Here is a 21,473-nt window from a genome sequence, read left to right as displayed (position 1 = left end):
GCGAAAGCGCCGCCCTTTTTTCCCGGGGGAATCGCATGGGAATCCGTACGCTCATTGCCATGTTGGTCATCGCGCTCGTCGTGATCGGCGCGTTGGCAACACAGGAAAGCTATAGAGTGTTCATGCCGGGGCTGCTGCAAGGCGCGGTCCTGACGGTCGAGATCGCCGTCCTCGGCAGCCTGCTCGCAATTATCATGGGCGTACTTGCAGCACTTGCAAGGATGTACGGCCCGACGCCGCTCAGATGGCTGGCCACGGTTTACGTCGAGATCTTCCGCGGAACGTCGGCACTGGTGCAATTGTTCTGGCTGTTTTTCGTGCTCCCGCAATTCGGCGTCACGATCAACGCATTCGTTGTGGCGGTGCTCGCGCTCGGCCTGAATGTCGGCGCCTACGGATCGGAGTGCGTGCGCGGCGCGATCCTGTCCGTCGCCCGCGGGCAGTGGGAAGCGTGTACGGCATTGAACATGAGCCGCCCACAGATGTTGCGCCGGATAATCCTGCCGCAGGCCTTTGTCGCGATGATCCCGCCCTGGGGCAATCTGTTCATCGAACTTCTGAAATCGACAGCGCTGGTCTCGCTGATCACGCTTTCGGATCTCGCGTTCAAGGCGCAGCAAATGAACCAGAACACGTTCAAGACCATTCCGATCTTCACCCTCGTCCTTTTGATGTACCTGGCAATGTCGCTGGTTGTGACCATCGGCATGCGGCTTCTCGAAAGGCGGGCTTCGCTCGGGTTGGCGCGGGGGAAGGCAGCATGATCTGGGACTGGGCATTTGCTTTTGAAATCCTGCCGGTGCTCGCCCGCGCTGCCATCGTTTCCATCGAGGCGACGCTGATCGGGTTTGCGCTTGCCGCCTCGCTTGGCCTGGTGCTGGCGGTCGTCCGCATCGCCGTGCCGTGGACCGGCTGGACGATTTCGGTGCTGGTCGAACTGATCCGGTCGACCCCGCTGCTGATCCAGATATTCTTTCTTTATTTCGTCTTTCCGAAATTCGGTGTCGTGCGCGACGCCTTCACCGCCGGGGTGCTTGCCATCGGCATCCACTACGCTGCTTATTGTTCCGAGGTCTATCGCGCCGGTTTCGACAACATCCATCGTGGCCAATGGGAAGCCGCGGTCGCACTCAATCTGTCAGCCTGGACGACGTTCCGCGACATCATCATTCCGCAGGCGATCCCGCCGATCGTTCCGGCGCTCGGCAACTATCTGGTTGCCTTGTTCAAGGAGACGCCATTGCTTTCCGCAATCGCCGTGCTGGAGCTGATGCAGACGGCCAAGATCATCGGCTCCGAAACCTTCCGCTACACTGAGCCGATGACGCTGGTCGGCCTGTTCTTCCTTGCCATGAGCCTGGTTTCTGCCGCGCTCATTCGCTCCCTCGAAGGCCTGCTCAACCGGAGGACCATGCGATGACGGAACAACCGATGGTCCGCTTCGACAATGTTTCGAAACGCTACGGCGCGCTGACCGTTCTCGACGGGCTCAATCTGGAAATAGCACGCGGCGAGAAGGTCTCCATCATCGGGCCGTCCGGCTCCGGCAAGACCACGGTGCTGCGCATGCTGATGACGCTGGAGACGATCAATGACGGCGTCATCTGGGTCGAAGGCCAGCCGCTCACCCACATGCAGAGGAACGGCAAGCTTGTTCCCGCCGATCTCGCCCACATCCGCAAGATCCGCGCCAAGATCGGCATGGTGTTCCAGTCGTTCAACCTGTTCCCGCACATGACGGCGATCCAGAACTGCATCGAGGCCCCGATAACCGTGCTCGGCATGAAGCGGCCCGATGCCGAGGCGCGTGCTGCCGAGCTGCTCGACATGGTCGGTTTGTCGGAGAAGAAGGACCACTATCCCTCGCAGCTTTCCGGCGGCCAGCAGCAGCGTGTCGCCATCGCCCGCGCCTGCGCCATGCGGCCCAAGATCATGCTGTTCGACGAAGTGACCTCGGCACTCGACCCCGAACTCGTCGGCGAAGTGCTTGAAGTCATCCGAAAACTCGGTAGGGAACATGACCTCACCATGCTGATGGTCACCCACCAGATGGGATTTGCCAGGGAATTCTCCGATCGCGTCTGCTTTTTCCATGCCGGCAAGATCTGCGAGCAGGGGCCGCCAAGCGAGTTGTTCGGCGCGCCCAAGAACGAGCGGACGCGGCAGTTCCTGCACGCTGTCCTGGAGGCTGGATGACGCTTGAGACGGATGACAGGCTGCCAACGACGGTGACCGCCGCGCCGCCGCGCCCGCTCTCGGCACGGGAGCGGTTCGAGCGCATTTACCGGATATTGCGCGACCGCATCTGCCTGCTCGACTATGCGCCGGGAAGCCATCTGTCCGAGGAAGAACTTGCCCAGGAATTCGAGATCAGCCGCACGCCGGTCCGGCGTGTCCTGGCGCGCCTCGAATCCGAGGGTCTGGTTCAATCCGTCCACGGCGTCGGCACGATCGTCACCGACGTCGACATCGAGGAATTGCAGCAGGTCTATCATTTGCGTCTTGAGCTGGCGCTCCTCGTCGGCAAGCTTTCGCCGATCCCACGCACGGCGGACGACCTCGACCGGATACGGGCGCTCATCGCGCGCTGCGATGCCGATATACTCAATCCCGACCAGCGCGCTTTCCTGCGCCTCAACATGGATTTTTTCTACGAGCTCACGGCAATGACCGGCAACCAGCCGCTGCGCGAGATCAGCGAGCGCCTGTATTTTCAGGTCGCGCGCGTCGTCCTAAAGATGATGCCGCAACTGGGCCTTGTCGAGGAGTTCACCGCGTTCCGCCGCGAAATGGAAGAGGTCCTTGCCGCCGCCGAGATCGGCGACTGGGAGTCCATAGGACACATAAGGCGGGCGCATATTTCAATGAGCTTTCGCCGCATGATGCGTCATGCAGGCGAGGCGAATCTGGATAGAGCAACATAGTCAGCGCTTAAGATTGTGCTGGTGGTCCGCCGTCGAACTGGCTTCGTTTCTGAGGAAAGCATGGCCGCCCGCCCGGTGCCGACACAATTTGCCAGCACCGGGATGACTGACGCGGTTCGATGCTGCAGGCCCGCGCCGCCCTTAAAGAGGATCCTCACTCGGTATGTTGGCGGGGTTCCAGACGACCTCCCACAGATGTCCGTTCGGGTCGCGGAAGTATCCGGCATATCCGCCAAAGAACGTGTCCCGGGCAGGCTTGATGACCTCGGCTCCGGCGCGGGCGGCCTCATCCATCACTTGATCGACTTCTTCGCGGCGCACAACGTTGTGGCCGATTGTGAACGAGGTCGAGGTAATCGGCGCCTTGGGCAGGCCGGTGTCGTAGGCGAGGTCGTCCTGAGCCCAGATCGCGAGCTTCAACCCGCCGGACAGCGTGAAGAACGCGACGACGCCATGCTCGAACTCGCGGCCGATGATCCCTTCCGTCGGCAAGCCGAGACCGTCGCGGTAGAACACGAGAGAACTCTCGAGGTCGGCGACAGCGATGGTCAAAACCGAAATGCGCGGTTTCATGGCAGTCTCCTCTGGTTGTCGGAAATACCAGGATAAAGTCGGGCGACAGTGAGGACTTGAACAAAACGGCCAAAAGCGTGCCGCCAAGTCGAAGAACGCACCGAGGTTTCACTCGTTGTGCAGCAGGTGATGAATCTGTCGCGGGGTGCCTCCCGTCAGACGGCGGCTCTCTCGGACAAGATGCGCCTGATCGGAATAGCCCGCCTCGGCAGCCAGCATGGCGGTGGAGCTGTTGGAGTGGCTCGAAAGCCGCAGAAAGCGCTGGTAGCGGAGGATACGGTCAAGCGTCTTGGGGCCATAGCCGAAGCTCTCGTCGAAGCGCCGGCGCAATGTCCTTCGCTCATCTCGAGCGCGCGCATCAACCAAGGGACGAGCGGCGCGTCGGGTGGCGGCCCGCGCTCGATCAAGCGATATGCCGCCTGCATGGGAACGTCCGGCGCGCGGGAGCCCACCTCCTCGGCGAGGACCTGTTGGAGCGAGCAGGCCAGATCCTCGAGATTGTCGCTGGCGCGCACGCAACTGGCGAGGCGGCGAGCTCGCGCGCCCCACAAATCGTCGAGCGACAGCCTCTTGCCGACCAGCTCGATTTGGGGCACGCCGAGCCATGCCGCCGCCGCGGCAGGATGGAAGCGCAAGCCGATCACGACCTCGTCCGCCGCCAGAACCTCGGTCTGCGGCTCCTTGTCGGGGCCGGCAATTCGCAAGCTGCCTCCGATCCATTGCAAATCGATCGTTGCGTCGGGCATGATGACGATCGGCGGTGAGCCCGCCGGGTCCATTCGATGCACCCACACAGAAGCAAAGCTCCCGTGAAGCCGCGCCGACGCTGGACGTTGCTGAAATGAACCCGTTGCCTGCGCTGGGACGGGATCGCTCATCTCGCTCCCCTTCGGATTAGCGGCGGTGAACCTACGGCGCAGCGGCTCGCCCGGCCGTCGGTCGAGGCAATAATCTGCACCACCGACAACGTCTTCCAATCGAGAACGGTTGCAAGAATCGGTCGTTTTCTTCCGGCCGGACCGACGAGGGCAGGTGAGGGATGATGTCACGTGCATCGCCATCGGCGGCGCCGTGTGCGGCTCATACGTCGATGGCCGTTTTGTTCAATCCGGCAAGCGAGATGCGTGCTTATCTTTCCGCGTCGTACATCACACGAGAGGTACGCGTCATGAGCAACAACAACGACCAACGGATCGACTACGTCGAATTCAACGTGAAAGACATTCAGCGGTCACGCGACTTCTACGGAAAGGCGTTCGGCTGGACCTTCACCGACTACGGCCCACAATATTGCGAGTTCAACGACGGGCGCTTGTCAGGTGGCTTTGCTGCTGGCCCAGCGAGGTCCGGAGGAGGCCCGCTCGTCATTCTCTATGCCGAGGATTTGCCGGGAACGGTCAAGCGTGTCGAACAGGCGGGAGGCAAGATCGTCAGACCGATCTACGGCTTCCCCGGCGGCCGGCGCTTCCATTTCGCTGACCCGGATGGTTACGAGCTTGCGGTTTACACCGAGGACGGCAGCAAGGAATGAGCCGCACCGTTCGTGCGGCCTATTCCTCAAAGCGACCCGTGGCGTCACGATCGCGCTCGTACCGTCTCGTGAGCGGAAACGGCGGCAGCCAGGACTCGCGGCGGATGATCCAGCTTTCGTAGGTTGGCATAAGCTGGTCAGGCGCATCCAGGGACCCCAGGTTTACTTCGATTTCGTCTGCCGTGCGTGCGAAAATGGAGGAGCCGCAGCGGGGACAGAAAAACCGCCCGGCGTAGTCGCGTGTTTCGCCGTCGATCGTCACCGCATCCTCAGGAAATATCGCGGAAGCGTGAAAAAGGGCGCCATGATGCTTGCGGCAGTCGAGACAGTGACAAAGGCCGACCCGGTATGGGCGCCCCGACGCGACAATTCGGACGTTGCCGCACAGGCAACCGCCGGTGAATCGGTCCATGCTGCGTCTCCTCCAAAATCAAGCGGCCGGAATGGTTACAACGACCGGCACTGTTGTTGCAATCGCCGCGCCGCGGGCGGGGACGCGTCGGCGAATGACATTGCAGCCGCCTCTATCTGCCTTACGCGAGCTTGCCTCCGAAAATAGGCTTTGGTTTGTCATATGGAACGAAACGGCGCGTTCCATTGAGCGGCCAACTCGGCGGCCGAGGCGATCTTGACGCCGCAGTCGGCGAGTATGCGTGCGACCGTCGCTACCGGTTCGGCGTTGGACGAGGCTATGCTGCCGTCCGGAAGGAAAAGATTGTTTTCGAAGCCGACCCGGACATGGCCGCCAAGCAATGCGGCGGCGGTCACGCACGCCGCTTCGTAGCGGCCGAAGGCGCACACGCTCCAATGGTCGAAGCGCGGCATGTTCGCCGCGAGGAATGGCAGGAGATCGGCAGGAACGGACGTCTGTCCCGGCGTGTAGCGGCCTAGCACGTAGAGAACCGGTATGCTTGCCCAGGTGATCAGTCCGCGCTGCTGCATGTCCGCAAGCCTGACGGCCTCCTCGGGCGAATAGAGGATGATCTGCGGCGCAACCCCCTCGGTGTGCAGCCAGGCCATGAAGCGCGCGAAGGCGAGTTCCGATCCGGCATCAGGAACGATTTCGCGAAGCGCCAGGGAGACAGCTTGCGGCTTCACATCTTGTACGACGGCCATCTGTTGAGCCGGCGAATAGATACCGAGCGCCTCGGAGGTGATCTGGATTACCAAGCGGTCGCCGGCAGCACCGCGGATGGCGGCGATCGCCTGGCGGTAGGCGTCGGCGTCGAGCAGATGATTGCCACTTCTGTCGCGGACATGGACGTGGATCATAGCTGCACCGGCATCGGCGCATTCCGCGGCCGTCCTCGCAAGTTCGGCTGGTGTCAGCGGAATCGCCGGATGGTCTGCCCTGCTGCGACGTCCCCCGTTCGGCGCGACGGCTATGGCGATGCGGTCGAGACCATGGGCCGGCTTCATCGGGACGTTCTGTGAGTGACAAGATTCATATGAATCAATCTTTGACCACACTGAAACAGACGTTGCAATCGCTGGTCTGGCGAGCTAGCAATATCCATGGACCAGGAAGAGCTTGCTGGACAGATCGTCACTGCCTTCGACGGCATGTCGGCGCAGCTTCGGTCCGCCGCGCGCTATGTCCTTGATAAGCCGTATGATGTCGCGCTGTTGTCGATGCGCGAGCAGGCCCGGCACGCAGGAGTGCAGCCGGCGACGATGACGCGGCTGGCCCAGCATCTCGGCCTTGATGGCTACGAGGCGGTACGCGATATCTACGCCGCCGCGATCCGGGACGGCGAAATCGGTTTCGCCGGCAAGGCGGGCCTTCAGGTGGCCAGCCAAAAGCTCAAGGGCGACCACGCGCTGGCGGCCGATATTCTGGATTCGATTTCCAGCCAGCTTGCCCATCTCGCCGAAGGCAGGTCGATCGACCGTCTGGTCGAGACGGCCAGGGCGCTGAGTGCGGCAAGACGCGTCTATTGCCTCGGCCTGCGCTCAAGCCACGCAGTCGCCTGGCATCTGCATTACATCCTGTCGCTGATCGGCGAGAAGTCAGTGCTGCTGCACGGAATCGGCGGAACCGACGGTGACGCTCTGGCCCATGCGACAAAGGACGACGTGCTGATCGCCGCCAGCGTCCTGCCCTACACGCGCTTCACCATCGAGCTCGTCGAGTACGCTGCCAGCCGCGGCGTACCGGTCATTGCGATCACCGACAGCGGGGTAGCGCCCTTGGCGCTGCTTGCCGATCACCTGGTCGTCGTGCCGACCGGCAGCCCGTCCTTTTTCCACACCATGACGCCAGCTTTCATCGTTGCTGAGGTCCTCGGTGCTCTTGTCGCAGGGCAGGCAGGCGAGGGCGCTGTTGAGTCGCTGCGACGTTTCGATGAGCAGGGCGCCGCCCTCAAGACCCATCTGAACCAGCGTCCGCCGAAGAAAATGCCTATAAGGGACCGTCGATGACACACATTCTTCATCGAACCATCCACTCGACGCTGCCGGTCGCCGCTCGCGGCCAAGGCATCGAACTGTTCGATGCCGAGGGCAAGTCCTATATCGACGCGTCGGGCGGCGCCGCCGTGTCCTGTCTCGGCCACGGCCACCCCGACGTGATCGCTGCACTGCACGCCCAGCTTGACCGCATCGCCTACGCCCACACCAGCTTCTTCACCACCGAGGTGGCAGAGCGCTTGGCGGATCGGCTGGTCGAGGACGCGCCGAAGGGGTTGGACCATGTCTATCTGGTCAGCGGCGGCTCGGAGGCGGTCGAGGCCGCGCTCAAGATGGCCAGGCAATATTTTGTCGAGAAAGGTGAGCCGCAACGGCGCCATCTCATCGCACGTCGGCAGAGCTATCATGGCAATACGCTCGGCGCTCTCGCCACCGGCGGCAACGAATGGCGGCGCGCCCAGTTCAGGCCGTTGCTGATCGAGACCCACCATATCGACCCCTGTTACGCCTATCGCTATCAAAAGCATGGCGAAAGCGACGAAGCCTATGCGGCGCGCTCCGCCCAGCAGCTCGAAGACAAGATCCTCGAACTCGGCCCGGACGAGGTCATCGCCTTTGTCGCCGAGCCGGTGGTGGGTGCCACGCTCGGCGCCGTGCCGTCGGTCGCCGATTATTTCAAGCACATTCGCGCGATCTGCGACCGCTACGGCGTGCTGCTCATCCTCGACGAGGTGATGTGCGGCATGGGCCGTACCGGCACGCTGCATGCGTGCGAGCAGGACGGCATCGCTCCCGACCTGCTGACCATCGCCAAGGGACTCGGCGGTGGCTACCAGCCGATTGGCGCGGTGCTGCTCGGCCGGCATATCTTCGACACCTTTGCCCAAGGCTCGGGCTTCTTCCAGCATGGACATACCTATATGGGGCATCCAATGGCAGCGGCGGCCGGCCTTGCCGTGCAGGAGGTCATCCGGCGTGACCGTCTGCTCGACAACGTCAGCGCAATGGGCGCGCAGCTGGACGAACGCCTGCACCAACGCTTCGATAACCACCATCACGTCGGCGACATTCGCGGGCGGGGGCTATTTAGGGGAATCGAGCTGGTGGTTGATCGCGCCAGCAAGGAACCGTTCGACCAGAGGCTTGAACTCAACGCCCGCATCAAGCGCGAAGCAATGGCCCGCGGCCTGATGATATATCCGATGGCCGGGACGATTGACGGTGTGCGGGGCGTTCATGTGCTTGTGGCGCCGCCTTTCATCATTTCCAAACAGGATATCGATCGGATCGTCGAACGGCTCGGCGAGGCGATCGACGCTGCGATCGCTTCAGCGGCCTGACCCGCACGACGCGGACCGCCTCAAACCAGTTCCAACGCGTCATCGGCGACGGGCCGGGACACCCACCAGAGAGGTAGCAACCATGTACAGTTCGATGAAAACCCTGATCGGCGCGGCGGCCTGCATGCTGCTGGCGCTGCCATCCGTCGGAGCCGAGCAGCGCTTCGTCACGGTCGGCACCGGCGGGGTCACCGGCGTCTACTACGCCGTCGGCGGTGCCATTTGCCGACTGATGAACAAGGACCGGCAGAAAACCGGCATCCGATGCTCGACGGAGTCGACCGGCGGTTCGGTCTTCAACGTCAACTCCATCCAGACCGGGGACCTCGATTTCGGCTTGACCCAGTCGGACGTCCAGTACCAGGCCTACGAGGGGGCCGGAAATTTCGACGGCAAGCCGTTCAAGGATCTGCGGGCCGTGTTCTCCGTCCATCCCGAGCCGTTTACCGTGCTGTCGCGGCCGGACGCCGGCGTTACCAAATTCGAGGACTTCAAAGGTAAACGCTTCAACGTCGGCAATCCCGGGTCAGGCACCCGCTCGTCCATGGAGGAGTTGCTCAAGCAGATGGGCTGGACGCTCGGCGATTTCTCGCTTGCCGCGGAGCTGAAGGCGGACGAGCAGGGCAGCGCGCTGTGCGACAACAAGATCGACGGGTTCTTCTACGGCGTCGGTCATCCTTCCGCCGCGATCCAGGATCCGACCACGGCCTGTGGCGCCAAACTCATCCCGCTGACCGGTCCGGCAGTGGATGCGCTGTTGGCAGCTCATCCGTACTATTCGGTCGCCACCATCAAGGGCGGCATGTACGCCAATAATCCGGACGACGTGACGACATTCGGCGTCCGCGCGACAGTGGTGACGAATGCCAGAACGCCCGATGAGGTGGTCTACGAACTGGTGAAGTCGGTCTTCGAAAATTTCGACGACTTCAAGAAACTGCATCCGGCTTTCGCCAATCTCGATCCCAAGGAGATGATCAAGACCGGTCTATCGGCGCCAATGCATCCGGGCGCGGAGCGCTATTACAAGGAGAAGGGCTGGCTCTGAGGCCTTCAATGCGAGGCGCCCACGGCGCCTCGCATCGCAAATAATTGTGGGGAACGATGACAGATCAAAGCCAGCGGGCGGCAGCGCCTGACCAACCCGTTATCGACATCGACAAGCTCAGCGAGATCGTCGCCGAGGCCGACACCGGTGGGCGCAAGCCGACCGGCCGCACCGCGAAACTGATCCTCGGCGTATCGCTGGCATGGTCGCTGTTCCAGCTCTGGTATGCCTCGCCCCTTCCGTTCATGCTCAATTTCGGCGTCGTCAGCGACGGCATCGCCCGCTCCGTCCATCTGGCCTTCGCCCTGTTTCTCGCGATGCTGACGTTTCCGGCCTTCAAGACCTCGTCGCGCAGCCGCGTGCCGCTGCCCGACTGGGTGCTAGGCATCGCCGGGGCGGCGTCCGCCCTCTATCTGTTGGTCTTTTACAGCGATATCGCCCATCGGCCGGGTCTTCCTACTACGGCTGACCTTGTCGTCTCGATCGCCGGCGTCCTCATCTTGCTCGAGGCCGCGCGTCGCGCCGTCGGGCCTGCCATCACCGTCATCGCGGCGATCATGCTGATCTATATCTTCGCCGGGCCTCACCTTCCTGGCCTGCTTGGCCACAAGGGCGCGACGTTATCGCGCGCAGCCTCGCAGATGTGGCTGACGTCAGAGGGGGTCTTCGGTGTTGCCCTCGGTGTGTCCACCAACGTCGTCTTCATGTTCGTTCTGTTCGGAACATTGCTGGAACGCGCCGGCGCCGGCGGCTTTTTCATCCAGCTTGCCTTCTCGCTGCTCGGCAAATACCGCGGCGGTCCGGCCAAGGCCGGTGTCGTGGCTTCCGGCCTGACCGGCATGATTTCCGGCTCGTCGATCGCCAATGTCGTGACCACCGGAACCTTCACCATCCCGTTGATGCGACGGGTCGGATATTCTGCGGTGAAGGCGGGCGCCATCGAATGCGCGGCCGGCGTCAATGGTCAGCTGATGCCTCCGGTGATGGGCGCGGCCGCGTTCCTGATCGCGGAATATGTCGGCATCTCCTATGCCGAGGTGGTGAAGCACGCCTTCTACCCAGCGCTGCTGACCTACGGCTCGTTGTTCTACATCGTCGATATCGAGGCGATGAAAACGGGGATGAAGGGCCTGCCGTCACGCAGCACGCACTCCGCATTTCAGGGTGCGCTGCGCGGGCTGATGGGCATATGCGGCTTCATCGTCCTCGCAGGGCTTGTCTATTACGGCATTGGCTGGACGAAGATCGTTTTCGGCGCCGCCGCGACCTGGATGATCACTGCCGCGCTGATCGTCGTCTACATCGGCCTTGTCGCCTACCGGGCGCGCTATCCCGACCTGCCGCTGGAGGATCTGGAGGGCGAGATAGTCAGGATTCCGCACTTCGGCGAAACGGCGCGCACCGGCCTGCATTTTCTGCTGCCTGTGATCCTGCTGATCTGGTGCCTGATGGTGGAGGAGTTGTCGCCCGGCCTGTCGGCATTCTGGGGCGCTGTCGCCCTGATGGCGCTGATCGTGACGCAGCGGCCGCTCACCGCCTTTTTCCGCAAGGACCGCGCGCTGGCACGGCATTGGCTTCACGGTTTCGACGATCTGGTCGGTGGCCTGTCCGCCGCCGCACGCAACATGACGACGGTCGGCATTGCCACTGCGACGGCCGGCATCATCGTCGGCACGGTTCTGCTCACAGGCATCGGGCTGGTGATGACCGAGCTGGTCGAATTCATCTCGGGCGGCAGCTTCATCGTCATGCTTTTGTTTACCGCGGTGATCTGCATCATTCTCGGCATGGGCATGCCGACCACTGCAAGCTATGTCGTCGTCGCCACCTTGATGGCGCCGGTCATCGTCGATTTGGCGGCGCAGAACGATCTTGCCGTGCCGCTGGTCGCCGTCCACATGTTCGTTTTCTATTTCGGGCTGATGGCGGACGTGACGCCGCCAGTGGGGCTGGCGGCTTATGCTGCTGCGGCAATTTCCGGCGCCGATCCGGTGAAGACCGGCATTCAGGGCTTCACGTACGAGATCCGTACCGGCCTGCTGCCGTTCATCTTCATCTTCAACACCGGACTGCTGATGATCGATCTCGAAGGTCCGTTCGATTTCGTCGCGATGGTGGTGACATCGACGCTGGCCATGATCTCGTTTGTAGCGGCGACGCAGAATTGGATGCTCGTGCGCAACCGGTGGTACGAGACGATTGCGTTGCTTCTGGCCTGTTTCATCTTGTTCAGGCCGGGATTGTTGCTCGATCAGGTGAGCGAACCGTATCGGGCAGTACCCGCCTCCGAACTCAGCCGTATCGTCGACGAGACAGCCGAGGGAGGCGCGGTTCGCTTGCGCCTGACGACATTGAACCTCAACGGCGATGAGATATCGAAGCTGGTTCGGCTACAGCTCGGGCCTGAAAATTCACCGGCCGAACGCCTGAAGGCTGCGGGCCTGGATGTCAGCGCGCTTGGCGAGAGCGTGACGGTCGGTGTCGTGCGACTGGGCAGCCAGGCGGCCAAATTCGGCCTGCAGCCCGGCGACGAAATCAACCAGGTGCTAGTCCCTGCGGAACGGCCGTCGCGCTACTGGTTTACCATCCCGGCCCTGTTGTTGCTCGGTCTCGTCTTCTGGGTTCAGAAGCGGCGAAGGCGGATAGCTGGGCTGTAAGCGTCTTGTGAGCGGAAGAGTCTTGGCCAGCATGTCAGTAACAAGAGAACCAAACGGCGCCGCGGAACCGGCTAACGTGGAAATGCGCATGACGACGCGCGACCGCCCCTTCGAACCCGTCGACTACGGGCTTTACGCGCTGACGGTCATCGCCTGGAGCGCATCTTGGTTCGCCATCGAACTTCAGGTCGGCAGCGGGGTGTCGAACGAGGTCAATCTGGTCTGGCGCTTCGCCATCGCCACGCTGCTGATGTTTGCCTGGGCGGGTTTTTCCGGTCGGCGGCTCCGCTTTCCAATCACCGATCATTTGCGCTTTGCTGTGCTCGGTATCCTCATCTTCTCGTCGAACTTCCTGTTTTTCTATTATGGCGCCGGCTATCTCGTCAGCGGCTTGCTCTCGGTCGTCTTCTCGCTCGCCTCGGTCATCAACATGCTGCTCGGTGCCTTGGTCATCGGCGAGCGCCCGGCGCCGCGCATTCTCGCCGGCGGCATCATCGGCTTCGCCGGAATAGCGCTGATGTTCTTTCCCGAAATCGCCGCGAACGGGCTTTCCGGTGGCACGTTGGTGGGCCTTCTGCTGTGCCTCTGCGGTACGCTGAGCTTCTGCGCCGGCAATCTTGTCTCCGTCGCAAACCAGCGCCGCGGCCTGCCGCTCGTTTCAACCAGCGCCTGGGGCATGCTTTATGGCACTCTGTGGTCGGCGTTCCTGGCCTTCCTGCTCGGTGAGCCGTTCGTGTTCGCGACGACCGCCTCTTATATTGGCTCGCTGGTCTTCCTCGCCGTCATATCGACCGTCATGGCTTTCGCCGCCTATCTGACGCTGCTCGGACGCATTGGCGGCGCCCGCGCCGGCTATGCGACCGTCATATTTCCCGTCTTTGCGCTTTTGATCTCCACGGCGCTGGAAGGCTATCACTGGACCGCGTACGCGATCATCGGGCTCGTCCTCGTCGCCGCCGGAAACGTCCTGGTCATTCGCGGAGGACGGCGCTGACGCATGGAATGCTTGCGCAATGCCGCCGCGTTCCGGTTGCGCGGGCCGCGGTGCCTGTCGAGCTTGACTCTCTGCATCCTCCGTTTAAGCTGCGGTCAATGGGTCAGACCAATGTACCAGGAGTGGCCCCGGGAGGAACTAAACGCGCATGCCGATCCAGGCAGTTGAACCACGCCGGCTTTACCGACAGGTCGCCGATCAGCTCAGGCAGCTGATCGATGCTGGCGAGTTTTCCGTCGGCGACCGTCTGCCGACCGAGCGGGATCTGGCCGACCAACTCGGAATTTCCCGCCCGACGGTCCGTGAAGCGCTGATAGCTTTGGAGGTCGAAGGCCGCATACGCATCCGCGTCGGCTCGGGTATCTACGTCACCGATCCGCCGAGCGCCGCCGCCTCCGAACCCGAAGTCGAGGAAGGCCCGTTCGAGCTGTTGCGCGCGCGCGAATTCGTCGAAGGCGCGATCGCCGCCGAAGCGGCCCTTCACGTGCGGCCTGCAGATATCGAACGGCTCGACGACGTGCTGCGCCGGATGGAGGCCATGCTTCACCCCAACAAGATGACCATTGCGCTCGACCGGGAATTCCATACCGCTGTCGCCGGCATTCTCGAGAACGCGGTGCTGGTGCGCTTCATCGGCGAGCTTTTCGACCAGCGCATGAACCCGTACTTCGAACGCCTGTCGATCTATTTCGAGACCAGCGATTCCTGGCAGGTCGCGGCAAAGGAACATCGTGCCGTGCGCGACGCAATTGCCGCGCGCGACCCCGAGCGGGCCAAGGCCGCCATGCAGCAGCACCTGCGCCAGTCGCAAATCAGATTCTCACGCAATTTCGATGAGAGAGCCGCAGCCAAGGAGGTTGCGGAATAGCAGTTGGCCGGGGGGAGATCCGGCCGTCAAGTTCAACCAGGGAGGAATTAGATGCTGAGAAAATACGCAGTTCTGCTCGGTGCGATCGTCGCAATTGCCATACCCATGACGTCGGCCTCGGCGGAAACGGTCCTGAAATGGGCACATGTCTACGAGACGACGGAGCCCTTCCACACCGAGTCCGTGTGGGCTGCCGACGAGATCAAGAAGCGTACCCAGGGCCGCTATGCCATCGACGTCTATCCGGCCTCGCAGCTTGGCAAGGAAGCAGACATCAACCAGGGCCTGATGCTCGGCACCGTCGACATCATCATTTCCGGATCGAGCTTCGCGGCGCGCGAATATCCTCCGATCGGCGTCACCTATTTCCCATACACTTTCCGCGATGCCGACCATCTGCTGAAATACACCAAAAGCGACGTCTACAAGGCCCTGACCAAGGGCTATGAGGACAAGACCGGCAATCATATCGCCGCCACCACCTATTACGGGACGCGGCAGACCACCTCGAACCGGCCGATCGCCAAGTGCTCCGACATGCAGGGCCTGAAGATGCGCGTTCCCGACGTGCCGGCCTATCTGGCCATGCCGCGTGCCTGCGGCGCCAACACGGCGCCGATTGCCTTCGCCGAAGTCTATCTCGCTCTGCAGAACGGCACGGTCGAGGCCCAGGAGAACCCGCTGACCACCATCGAGGCGAAGAAATTCTACGAGGTGCAGAAGAACATCGTGCTCACTGGCCATATCGTCGATCATCTCAACACCATCATATCGGCGTCGCGCTGGGCCTCGCTGTCCGACGAGGACAAGAAGATCTTTACCGAGGTCATGCAGGAGGCTGCCGCCCGCGCCACGGCGAAGATCGTCGCCCGCGAAAAGGAACTGGTGCAGGTATTCAAGGACCGCGGCATCACCGTAACCGATGTCGACCGTGCCGACTTCGAGAAGAATGTGCTGGAGAAGGTCACCTTCGAGGAGTTCGGCTACAACAAGGCCGATTGGGAAGCGATCCGCGCTATCAAGTAGAGCATCGGAAACCGGATGCTCAATCAAGAGGATAGGGCGGCGATCGGATTAGCCGCTTGCCCATCCGTCCGGCTTCAAATCGTGCCGGACGGCCTTTCCAATCCTTGACGACCCACCAGCTTCGGGAGCCCGTGCCAATGGCCGAGGAACACCACACCGAGATCACCGTCGAAGAGATTGTGCACGCCTTCGAGGAGGTGCCGGTACACGTCGACCTGTCGGACCACGGTATCGAGGACTGGGTCACGCTTGCTGTTTTCTGGGGCATGGTCGTGTGTGTCTTCCTGCAGTTCTTCACCCGCTATGCGCTGAACAACAGCTTTGCCTGGACCGAGGAGATCGCCATCAACGCGCTCGTCGTCGTTGTCTTTCTCGGCGCCGCCATGTGCGTGCGCCTCTCGCGCCACATCCACGTCGACGTGCTTTACCACTATCTGCCGGAGCGTGTCGGCCGCTGGCTGGCGCTCGCCGTCGATATTATCCGCATCGCATTCTTCGCCTACGGAACATGGCTGATGTGGCGCTACGTCACGATCGTGGCGCATGAGCGCATGGTCACCGTCAACCTGCCGCGGCGCTGGTTCTTCTACGCCGTTCTGGCGGGCTTCGTGCTGATGCTTCTGCGCTCGATCCAGGTCTTCATCGGCAATTATCGGCGCGGCTATTCGGTGCTCGAGCGTCCCGGTGCGTTCGAGACGGCGGGGGTCTGAGCGATGCTGCTTCTGGTAGGGGGCTTTCTTGTCCTGATGCTTATCGGCGTGCCGGTCGCTGTTTCGATGGCGGCCGCCTCGATCCTTTACCTCGTCATCTACGGCGTCGCGCCCGATATCATCGCAGCCCAGCGCATGATCGCCGGGGTGGAGAGCTTTCCGCTGCTCGCCGTTCCCTTCTTCATCCTGGCCGGCAACCTCATGAACATCGCCGGCGTCACCGGACGCATCTATTCCTTCGCCCTTGCCCTGGTCGGCTGGATGAAGGGCGGCCTGGCGCAGGTCAACATCATCGGATCGGTGATCTTTTCCGGCATGTCGGGCACCGCGCTCGCCGACGCCGCCGGCATTGGCACGATCGAGATCAAGGCGATGAAGGACCACGGCTATCCTATCGACGCCGCGGTCGGCGTCACCGCCGCTTCCGCGACGCTCGGGCCGATCTTTCCACCCTCGCTGCCCTTTGTCATCTACGGCATGATGGCCAATGTCTCGATCGGCGCGCTGTTCATGGCCGGCATCCTGCCCGGCGTGGTCATGACCGTGCTGATGATGATTACGGTCGCCATCTTTGCCTACAGTCGCGGCTGGGGCTCCGACACACCTTTCGAGCTTCGGCGGCTCGCCGAAGCGGCGGGCGAGGTGCTGGTGGTGGCTGCCTTTCCGATTGGCTGTTACGTGCTTGTGCAACTTGGCCTGTCGATCAACATCGCGGTCGGCATCGCGCTGCTGGTTCTGATCGCGGCGGACTGGTATTTCGATTTCTCCGCGGTCATGGCGCTGATGACGCCGGTCATCCTGATCGGCGGCATGACTATGGGCTGGTTCACGCCAACCGAAGCGGCGATGGCGGCTGTGATCTGGTCGCTTTTCCTCGGGCTGGTGCGCTACCGCACGATGACGCTGCGTTTGCTCGCCAAGGCCAGCTTCGACACGATCGAGACGACCGCCTCGGTGCTTTTCATCGTCACCGCCGCATCGATCTTCGCCTGGCTGCTCACCGTCAGCCAGGCAGCACAGCTGTTTTCGAACTTCATTTTCGCGCTCACCGAAAACAAGTGGGTCTTCCTGATCCTGGTCAACATCCTGATGCTGGTGGTCGGCTGCTTCCTCGATACGATCGCCGCGATCACCATTCTGGTGCCGATCCTGCTGCCGGTTGCCGCTGTCTACGGCATCAACCCGGTGCATTTCGGGCTGATCATGACGCTCAACCTGATGATCGGGCTTTTGCACCCGCCGCTCGGCATGGTGCTGTTCGTGCTGTCACGCGTCGCCAAGCTTTCGGTCGAGCGCACCACCATGGCGATTCTGCCGTGGCTGGTGCCGCTTATCGTGGCGCTGCTTCTGATCACCTTCATACCCGCCATCACGCTTTGGCTGCCGACCGAGATGGGCCTGATCCGGTGAGTGGCCAGGTGATTGCCGCGACGCTGTTCGGCGCGCAGGACCTGCGCGTCGTGGAGCGTCCGCTCGAACCGCTGGCGCCAGGCATGGTGCGGGTGCGCTTCGGGGCAGGGGGCATCTGCGGCTCCGACCTGCATTATTTCCGACATGCCCGTACCGGCGACTTCGTGGTGACCTCGCCGCTTGTCCTCGGCCACGAAATCTCAGGCGAAATCGTCGAGATCAACGGCGCGGCACCCGGCCTGGGCGTCGGCGACCATATCGCGGTCAATCCGTCGCGCTGGTGCGGGCATTGCGCGCGATGCCTGGAAGGCCGCGCCAATCTCTGCGAAAACATCTATTTCATGGGCTCGGCATCGAAGACGCCGCATATGCAGGGCGGTTTCGCCAGTCTGTTCGACGCCACGCCCGCGCAATGTTTCAAGGTTCCATCTGACGTGGCCTACCAGGCGGCGGCACTTGCCGAGCCGTTGGCGGTCAGCCTGCACGCCGTCGCGCGGGCGGGCGACATCAGGGGCTGCAACGTCATCCTGTTCGGTGCCGGTCCCATCGGTCTCTTGACCATGCTCGCGGCCAGGCTTGCCGGCTGCGGTGAACTGACCGTCGTCGATATCGCCGCCGCGCCGCTCGCCTTCGCCCGCAGATTGGGCGCCGACAGGATGATCGACATTTCCGGCGGCGACGCCGAGCTCCAGGCGCTCACGACGGATGGTTCGCTTGACGTGGCGTTCGAGATTTCGGGCAGCGCGGCCGGCCTTGCTGCTGCGATCGCCAGCGTCCGGCGCGGCGGCACGGTGGTTCAGGTCGGCAACCTTCCCGGGGGCCAGATTCCACTGCCGGCCAATGCGGTGATGGCCAAGGAGATCGACCTCAAAGGCACCTTCCGCTTCGGTACAGAGTTCGGTCGTGCAGTCGACCTCATTGTGTCGCGGGAGGTGCACGTCCTCAAGTTGGTGACAGCGGAGCGCACGCTTTCTTCGGCCCCCGATGCGTTCCGACTTGCCGCCGACCGCACTCAGAGCGTCAAGGTCGTGCTGACCGCGGACTGATTGTGAATTTGCGGGCCTGTTTTGAAAGCGACCATGGCGGTCGGCTGGGCAGGTACATACAGAATGTGAGTCGCCCGGTGCTGGCTTCCTAGACTAGCATCACACAGAGTCTGCGCGTGTCGTCTCACAACCCGACGCCGCGCTTCTTTCCCAAGCTCCAATCCATGCCCCCTGTATCCGGACACACGACTCCGGAAACCTGATTGCCAAAGCGCTTTTCGAGCGGTGGCGACCAGGGCACGAGCCTGAAGTCCAGACCATTGTCGATCATCGCGAACCGGCCGGAAGCCAGCGAGAAACGCTGCCGGTAAATCCCAGCCACATGGTCGCCGTTGGCAGCGTTTCTGAATGACAGGCCGGTCTCGGCGGCGAGGCGGGCACCGAGCGATTCCACCTCATGATCGTGTAGCGTATCGATTAGATTGCGCGCTAGAACAACGCGCTGTCCCTCGCGCCTGGCCAGATCGCGCCTGACAAGCTCGTCGACCCGATCTTCCAGTGCCTGTCTTACCTCCCCGCCAAAGCCGCTGTCGCGCAGTTCGGCTGGCTTACGCGCAACAAGTTGCCGATCGAGCCAAGTCGCGCCGGAAGCATGGACCTGCTGTTCGATCGAAAGGTCAGAGCGGACGGCGAGACGCACCTTGCCAGAGCCATTTGCATCCGCATCGCGGCACAACTCCACGACCGAGCCTGGGTCTGAGTCCCCGGCCGCGTCAGGGTCATAGAAGCGAATGTGGTGCGGGCGACCGTCGATGCCGTCGACGATGGCGTAAGTCGAGCCGCGCAGTTCGTCGAGGCCACGTTCGAGCAGTCGCCCGATCACCGGCGCATCAATCTTTTCGGCCGCGAGCACATACTCCATAGTCCCTCTTTCTAGCCCCCGCGCGGTGACGCTACGGTGCATGCGCTTGATGATGTCGCCGCGTTCGCCGAGGCCGCGCAAAGTCGCCTCGGCCTCTTCGGCCATCATCCATTGGCCAGGATGGGTTTCATAGGCGAGGCCCAGTCTTTCCAGTTGCCGGAGCCGGCCGACCTTAAGCCCCAGGAACTCGTCGGGCTGACAATCAGGATGTGGCGCGAGTTCAATGATGCCATGACGGTCAATGTCGCGAACAAGCTGGCGATCCAGCTGCGTCCAGCGCTCAGTGTCGACCTGCCGCTCTGTGGCCTGGCGGATGTCGAGGTCGGTGCGGAGCCCCAGCGTCTGGGTGAGAATGTCGCTTGCCCGATCGCGCATGCCCTGGCGGATGTAGTCGCGCGAGATGACAAGATTCTCGCCATCGTCGGCAATGCCGCGAACGAGGATGTGAACATGCGGATGTGCGGTGTTCCAGTGATCGACGGCAATCCAGTCCAGCCTCGTGCCGAGGTCGCGCTCCATGTCGACCATCAGATCGCGAGCGACGGTCTTGAGATCACGGAGCTCCATTGCATCGTCCGGCGAAACGATGAAACGGAAGTGATGACGATCGTCCTTGCAGCGGTCGGAGAACGCGTCATGGTCTGCCTCTTCGGTGTCGGGGCCGAACATCCTCGCCTTCTCGCCATCACGTGTAACACCTTCGCGGCGAAGGTACTTGAGATGGGTGGCGAGTGGTGCAGACCCTCTGAATTGCCGCACCACACGGGTCTTGACGACGGCGCCTCGTGAGCGCTCAGAGATAAGGTGACTGGCGCGGATGCTTGCTGACCTGCCGCGACCAAACGTTGAAGCTCGTGGGGAGGTGATCCGGCCCTCCCTTGTAAGATGACCGCCAGCACGCTGTGTGGCCGCAAGCGCCTGAAAGATGAAGGGCCGCGCGCGCTGGCTGGCGCGGGAGCGGATGCGACCAGGGCGGACGCGAAAGCTATCGTCACGTTTCATGCCAGGCGGCCACGAGGTGCGGTTTCCGTTGGAAAGACCGAAAAATGCGAGTAGCGCACATCGCCGTTTGTGCCAGCACATCGCGAATTGCGTTGAAACTCACAAGGAAAACAATCGGCCGACCGAGCCGCGCCTCGCGGCCCTTTATCCTGCCAATCTCTGCCCCCTCATTTGCGGCCAACCATTCCGCCGCAATGTCCGCGACGGAACAGGCCGGAATGCAATCGAGGAGGAATCTGCCGATCATCGCAAGGCCGGTGAAGTGCGCTGAGCGAATAGCCCGGGAACAGCGGGGTTCGGCCAGAAACGGCTCTCACCTGGCCATGGCTCGATCGCGGTCAGGTCAGCAACAGAATTGCCCGTTAGCGACTGCATTGTGGACGAATGAATCGCCGCAAAGGTGGTCTCTGCATAGCCATTGCCATTCAATGCAGCGGCGTTCCGAATGTAATGGGTATGCGCAAAAAGCGCGGTACTGCGTGAGGTGCCTCTGTCTCTTCCTTGCTGTGCACACCTCGGACTGGGAACTGAGTCATTGATAAGCGGCGCGAGTTTCCTGACGTAGTCGACCGTCTCGCGTGGCAGAGGACGGCCGGTGGACAAATGTTCCTTGTACCGTCCAGGGCCGGCATTGTAAGCGGCAAGAAAGCCGCGGCGCCCGAAGGTGTCGAGCATTTCGCGAAGATACGCAGCGCCTGTAAAGATGTTGTCACGCGGCTGATAGGGATCGTCGCCGAGTCGGTGCTTGATGCGCAGTTCTTCCCAGGTCGCCGGCATTATCTGCATCAGCCCCATTGCGCCCTTTCTTGAACGCGCTCGAACATCGCCGACGCTCTCGACATGCATGACGCCGGTAAGCAAACGCTCCGGAATGGCGAACCGTTTAGCCGCTTGCCGGATATGCCGCGACCACTGGCCAGCCGACAAGATCGTGCTCTCGGAGTGAGCCGACCGTTCACCATGAGAGCATGCGTTTGCAACAGCTTCCGGAGTCGCGAAGGCGAGCACGATGCATGTGGCAATCCTTGTCACACCGCTGTGGACGGCATCCCGCCGACCCCGGAACCGATGAG

The 21,473-nt window shown here is 62.3% G+C and carries 21 protein-coding genes and 1 pseudogene; 15 read left to right on the top strand and 7 right to left on the bottom strand.

Translation table 11 applies throughout. The annotated features are described in order from the left end of the window. Positions 1–35: 35 nt before the first annotated feature. Genes ehuC through NKH21_RS03880 form a run of 4 tightly spaced genes read left to right on the top strand, consistent with a single transcriptional unit; the run spans position 36 to position 2,924 of the window. Positions 36–764 carry an ectoine/hydroxyectoine ABC transporter permease subunit EhuC gene (gene ehuC, locus NKH21_RS03895; RefSeq protein WP_352771586.1) on the top strand — a complete coding sequence of 243 codons (729 nt, stop codon included), beginning with the start codon at positions 36–38 and terminating at the stop codon, positions 762–764. Then, complete coding sequence (ehuD, locus tag NKH21_RS03890) at positions 761–1,420, top strand: ectoine/hydroxyectoine ABC transporter permease subunit EhuD (RefSeq protein WP_352863150.1); 660 nt, start codon at positions 761–763, stop codon at positions 1,418–1,420. Before ehuC ends, ehuD begins: the two co-directional genes overlap by 4 nt. Continuing rightward, on the top strand, positions 1,417–2,196 hold the full coding sequence (ehuA, locus tag NKH21_RS03885) for an ectoine/hydroxyectoine ABC transporter ATP-binding protein EhuA (RefSeq protein ID WP_352863148.1): 780 nt from the start codon (positions 1,417–1,419) through the stop codon (positions 2,194–2,196). Before ehuD ends, ehuA begins: the two co-directional genes overlap by 4 nt. After that, entirely contained in the window at positions 2,193–2,924 is a 732-nt protein-coding gene (locus NKH21_RS03880; RefSeq protein ID WP_352661153.1) for a GntR family transcriptional regulator, read from the top strand. Before ehuA ends, NKH21_RS03880 begins: the two co-directional genes overlap by 4 nt. 141 nt (positions 2,925–3,065) lie before the next feature. Here the strand turns inward: NKH21_RS03880 and NKH21_RS03875 are convergent, their stop codons facing one another. From NKH21_RS03875 to NKH21_RS32770, 3 genes and pseudogenes are all read right to left on the bottom strand, one after another. Next, entirely contained in the window at positions 3,066–3,497 is a 432-nt protein-coding gene (locus tag NKH21_RS03875) for a VOC family protein (RefSeq protein WP_352661156.1), read from the bottom strand. A 108-nt stretch (positions 3,498–3,605) separates the two neighbouring features. Further along, positions 3,606–4,103 (bottom strand): helix-turn-helix domain-containing protein, encoded by a 498-nt coding sequence (locus tag NKH21_RS03870; protein ID WP_352863145.1) that lies wholly within the window; start codon positions 4,101–4,103, stop codon positions 3,606–3,608. 17 nt (positions 4,104–4,120) lie between these two features. Beyond that, a pseudogene (locus tag NKH21_RS32770) lies at positions 4,121–4,276 on the bottom strand (AraC family transcriptional regulator); the annotation flags it as partial. A 389-nt stretch (positions 4,277–4,665) separates the two neighbouring features. Here NKH21_RS32770 and NKH21_RS03865 point away from each other — a divergent pair. Beyond that, on the top strand, positions 4,666–5,028 hold the full coding sequence (locus tag NKH21_RS03865) for a VOC family protein (protein ID WP_352863274.1): 363 nt from the start codon (positions 4,666–4,668) through the stop codon (positions 5,026–5,028). Positions 5,029–5,047: 19 nt separating this feature from the next. Here NKH21_RS03865 and NKH21_RS03860 read toward each other — a convergent pair whose 3' ends face one another. After that, entirely contained in the window at positions 5,048–5,440 is a 393-nt protein-coding gene (locus NKH21_RS03860) for a GFA family protein (RefSeq protein WP_352661161.1), read from the bottom strand. A gap of 158 nt (positions 5,441–5,598) precedes the next feature. Further along, entirely contained in the window at positions 5,599–6,447 is an 849-nt protein-coding gene (locus NKH21_RS03855; protein WP_352661164.1) for a beta-keto acid cleavage family enzyme, read from the bottom strand. A gap of 96 nt (positions 6,448–6,543) precedes the next feature. Here NKH21_RS03855 and NKH21_RS03850 point away from each other — a divergent pair, with 96 nt between their 5' ends. The 10 genes from NKH21_RS03850 to NKH21_RS03805 all read left to right on the top strand — a co-directional run bounded on the left by NKH21_RS03850 (position 6,544) and on the right by NKH21_RS03805 (position 18,536). Then, positions 6,544–7,449: a MurR/RpiR family transcriptional regulator gene (locus NKH21_RS03850; protein WP_352661166.1), complete on the top strand. Its 906-nt coding sequence runs from the start codon at positions 6,544–6,546 to the stop codon at positions 7,447–7,449. Further along, complete coding sequence (locus NKH21_RS03845; protein WP_352661169.1) at positions 7,446–8,777, top strand: aspartate aminotransferase family protein; 1,332 nt, start codon at positions 7,446–7,448, stop codon at positions 8,775–8,777. Before NKH21_RS03850 ends, NKH21_RS03845 begins: the two co-directional genes overlap by 4 nt. Before the next feature lie 94 nt (positions 8,778–8,871). Next, on the top strand, positions 8,872–9,825 hold the full coding sequence (locus NKH21_RS03840; protein WP_352661350.1) for a TAXI family TRAP transporter solute-binding subunit: 954 nt from the start codon (positions 8,872–8,874) through the stop codon (positions 9,823–9,825). Between the two features lie 56 nt (positions 9,826–9,881). Next, complete coding sequence (locus NKH21_RS03835; RefSeq protein ID WP_352661172.1) at positions 9,882–12,482, top strand: TRAP transporter permease; 2,601 nt, start codon at positions 9,882–9,884, stop codon at positions 12,480–12,482. A gap of 88 nt (positions 12,483–12,570) precedes the next feature. Further along, positions 12,571–13,476 (top strand): DMT family transporter, encoded by a 906-nt coding sequence (locus tag NKH21_RS03830; protein ID WP_352565700.1) that lies wholly within the window; start codon positions 12,571–12,573, stop codon positions 13,474–13,476. Positions 13,477–13,624: 148 nt separating this feature from the next. Then, entirely contained in the window at positions 13,625–14,344 is a 720-nt protein-coding gene (locus NKH21_RS03825; RefSeq protein WP_352661175.1) for a FadR/GntR family transcriptional regulator, read from the top strand. A 105-nt stretch (positions 14,345–14,449) separates the two neighbouring features. Beyond that, a complete protein-coding gene (locus NKH21_RS03820) occupies positions 14,450–15,370 on the top strand; it encodes a sialic acid TRAP transporter substrate-binding protein SiaP (protein WP_352489764.1) in 921 nt (306 codons plus the stop codon). Between the two features lie 137 nt (positions 15,371–15,507). Further along, on the top strand, positions 15,508–16,080 hold the full coding sequence (locus NKH21_RS03815; protein WP_352661178.1) for a TRAP transporter small permease: 573 nt from the start codon (positions 15,508–15,510) through the stop codon (positions 16,078–16,080). A 3-nt stretch (positions 16,081–16,083) separates the two neighbouring features. Further along, positions 16,084–17,490: a TRAP transporter large permease gene (locus tag NKH21_RS03810; protein ID WP_352452150.1), complete on the top strand. Its 1,407-nt coding sequence runs from the start codon at positions 16,084–16,086 to the stop codon at positions 17,488–17,490. Next, positions 17,487–18,536, top strand: a complete 1,050-nt coding sequence (locus NKH21_RS03805; RefSeq protein WP_352661180.1) for an L-idonate 5-dehydrogenase — start codon at positions 17,487–17,489, stop codon at positions 18,534–18,536. Before NKH21_RS03810 ends, NKH21_RS03805 begins: the two co-directional genes overlap by 4 nt. 124 nt (positions 18,537–18,660) lie before the next feature. Here the strand turns inward: NKH21_RS03805 and NKH21_RS03800 are convergent, their stop codons facing one another. Continuing rightward, a complete protein-coding gene (locus NKH21_RS03800; RefSeq protein WP_352661183.1) occupies positions 18,661–20,400 on the bottom strand; it encodes a relaxase/mobilization nuclease domain-containing protein in 1,740 nt (579 codons plus the stop codon). A 243-nt stretch (positions 20,401–20,643) separates the two neighbouring features. Then, positions 20,644–21,327: a lytic transglycosylase domain-containing protein gene (locus tag NKH21_RS03795; protein ID WP_352863140.1), complete on the bottom strand. Its 684-nt coding sequence runs from the start codon at positions 21,325–21,327 to the stop codon at positions 20,644–20,646. Positions 21,328–21,473 lie beyond the last annotated feature (146 nt).

The sequence above is a fragment of the Mesorhizobium sp. M1329 genome, assembly GCF_040318035.1.
Taxonomy (GTDB): Bacteria; Pseudomonadota; Alphaproteobacteria; order Rhizobiales; family Rhizobiaceae; genus Mesorhizobium.
This window is presented reverse-complemented; position numbering and strand designations above follow the sequence as displayed.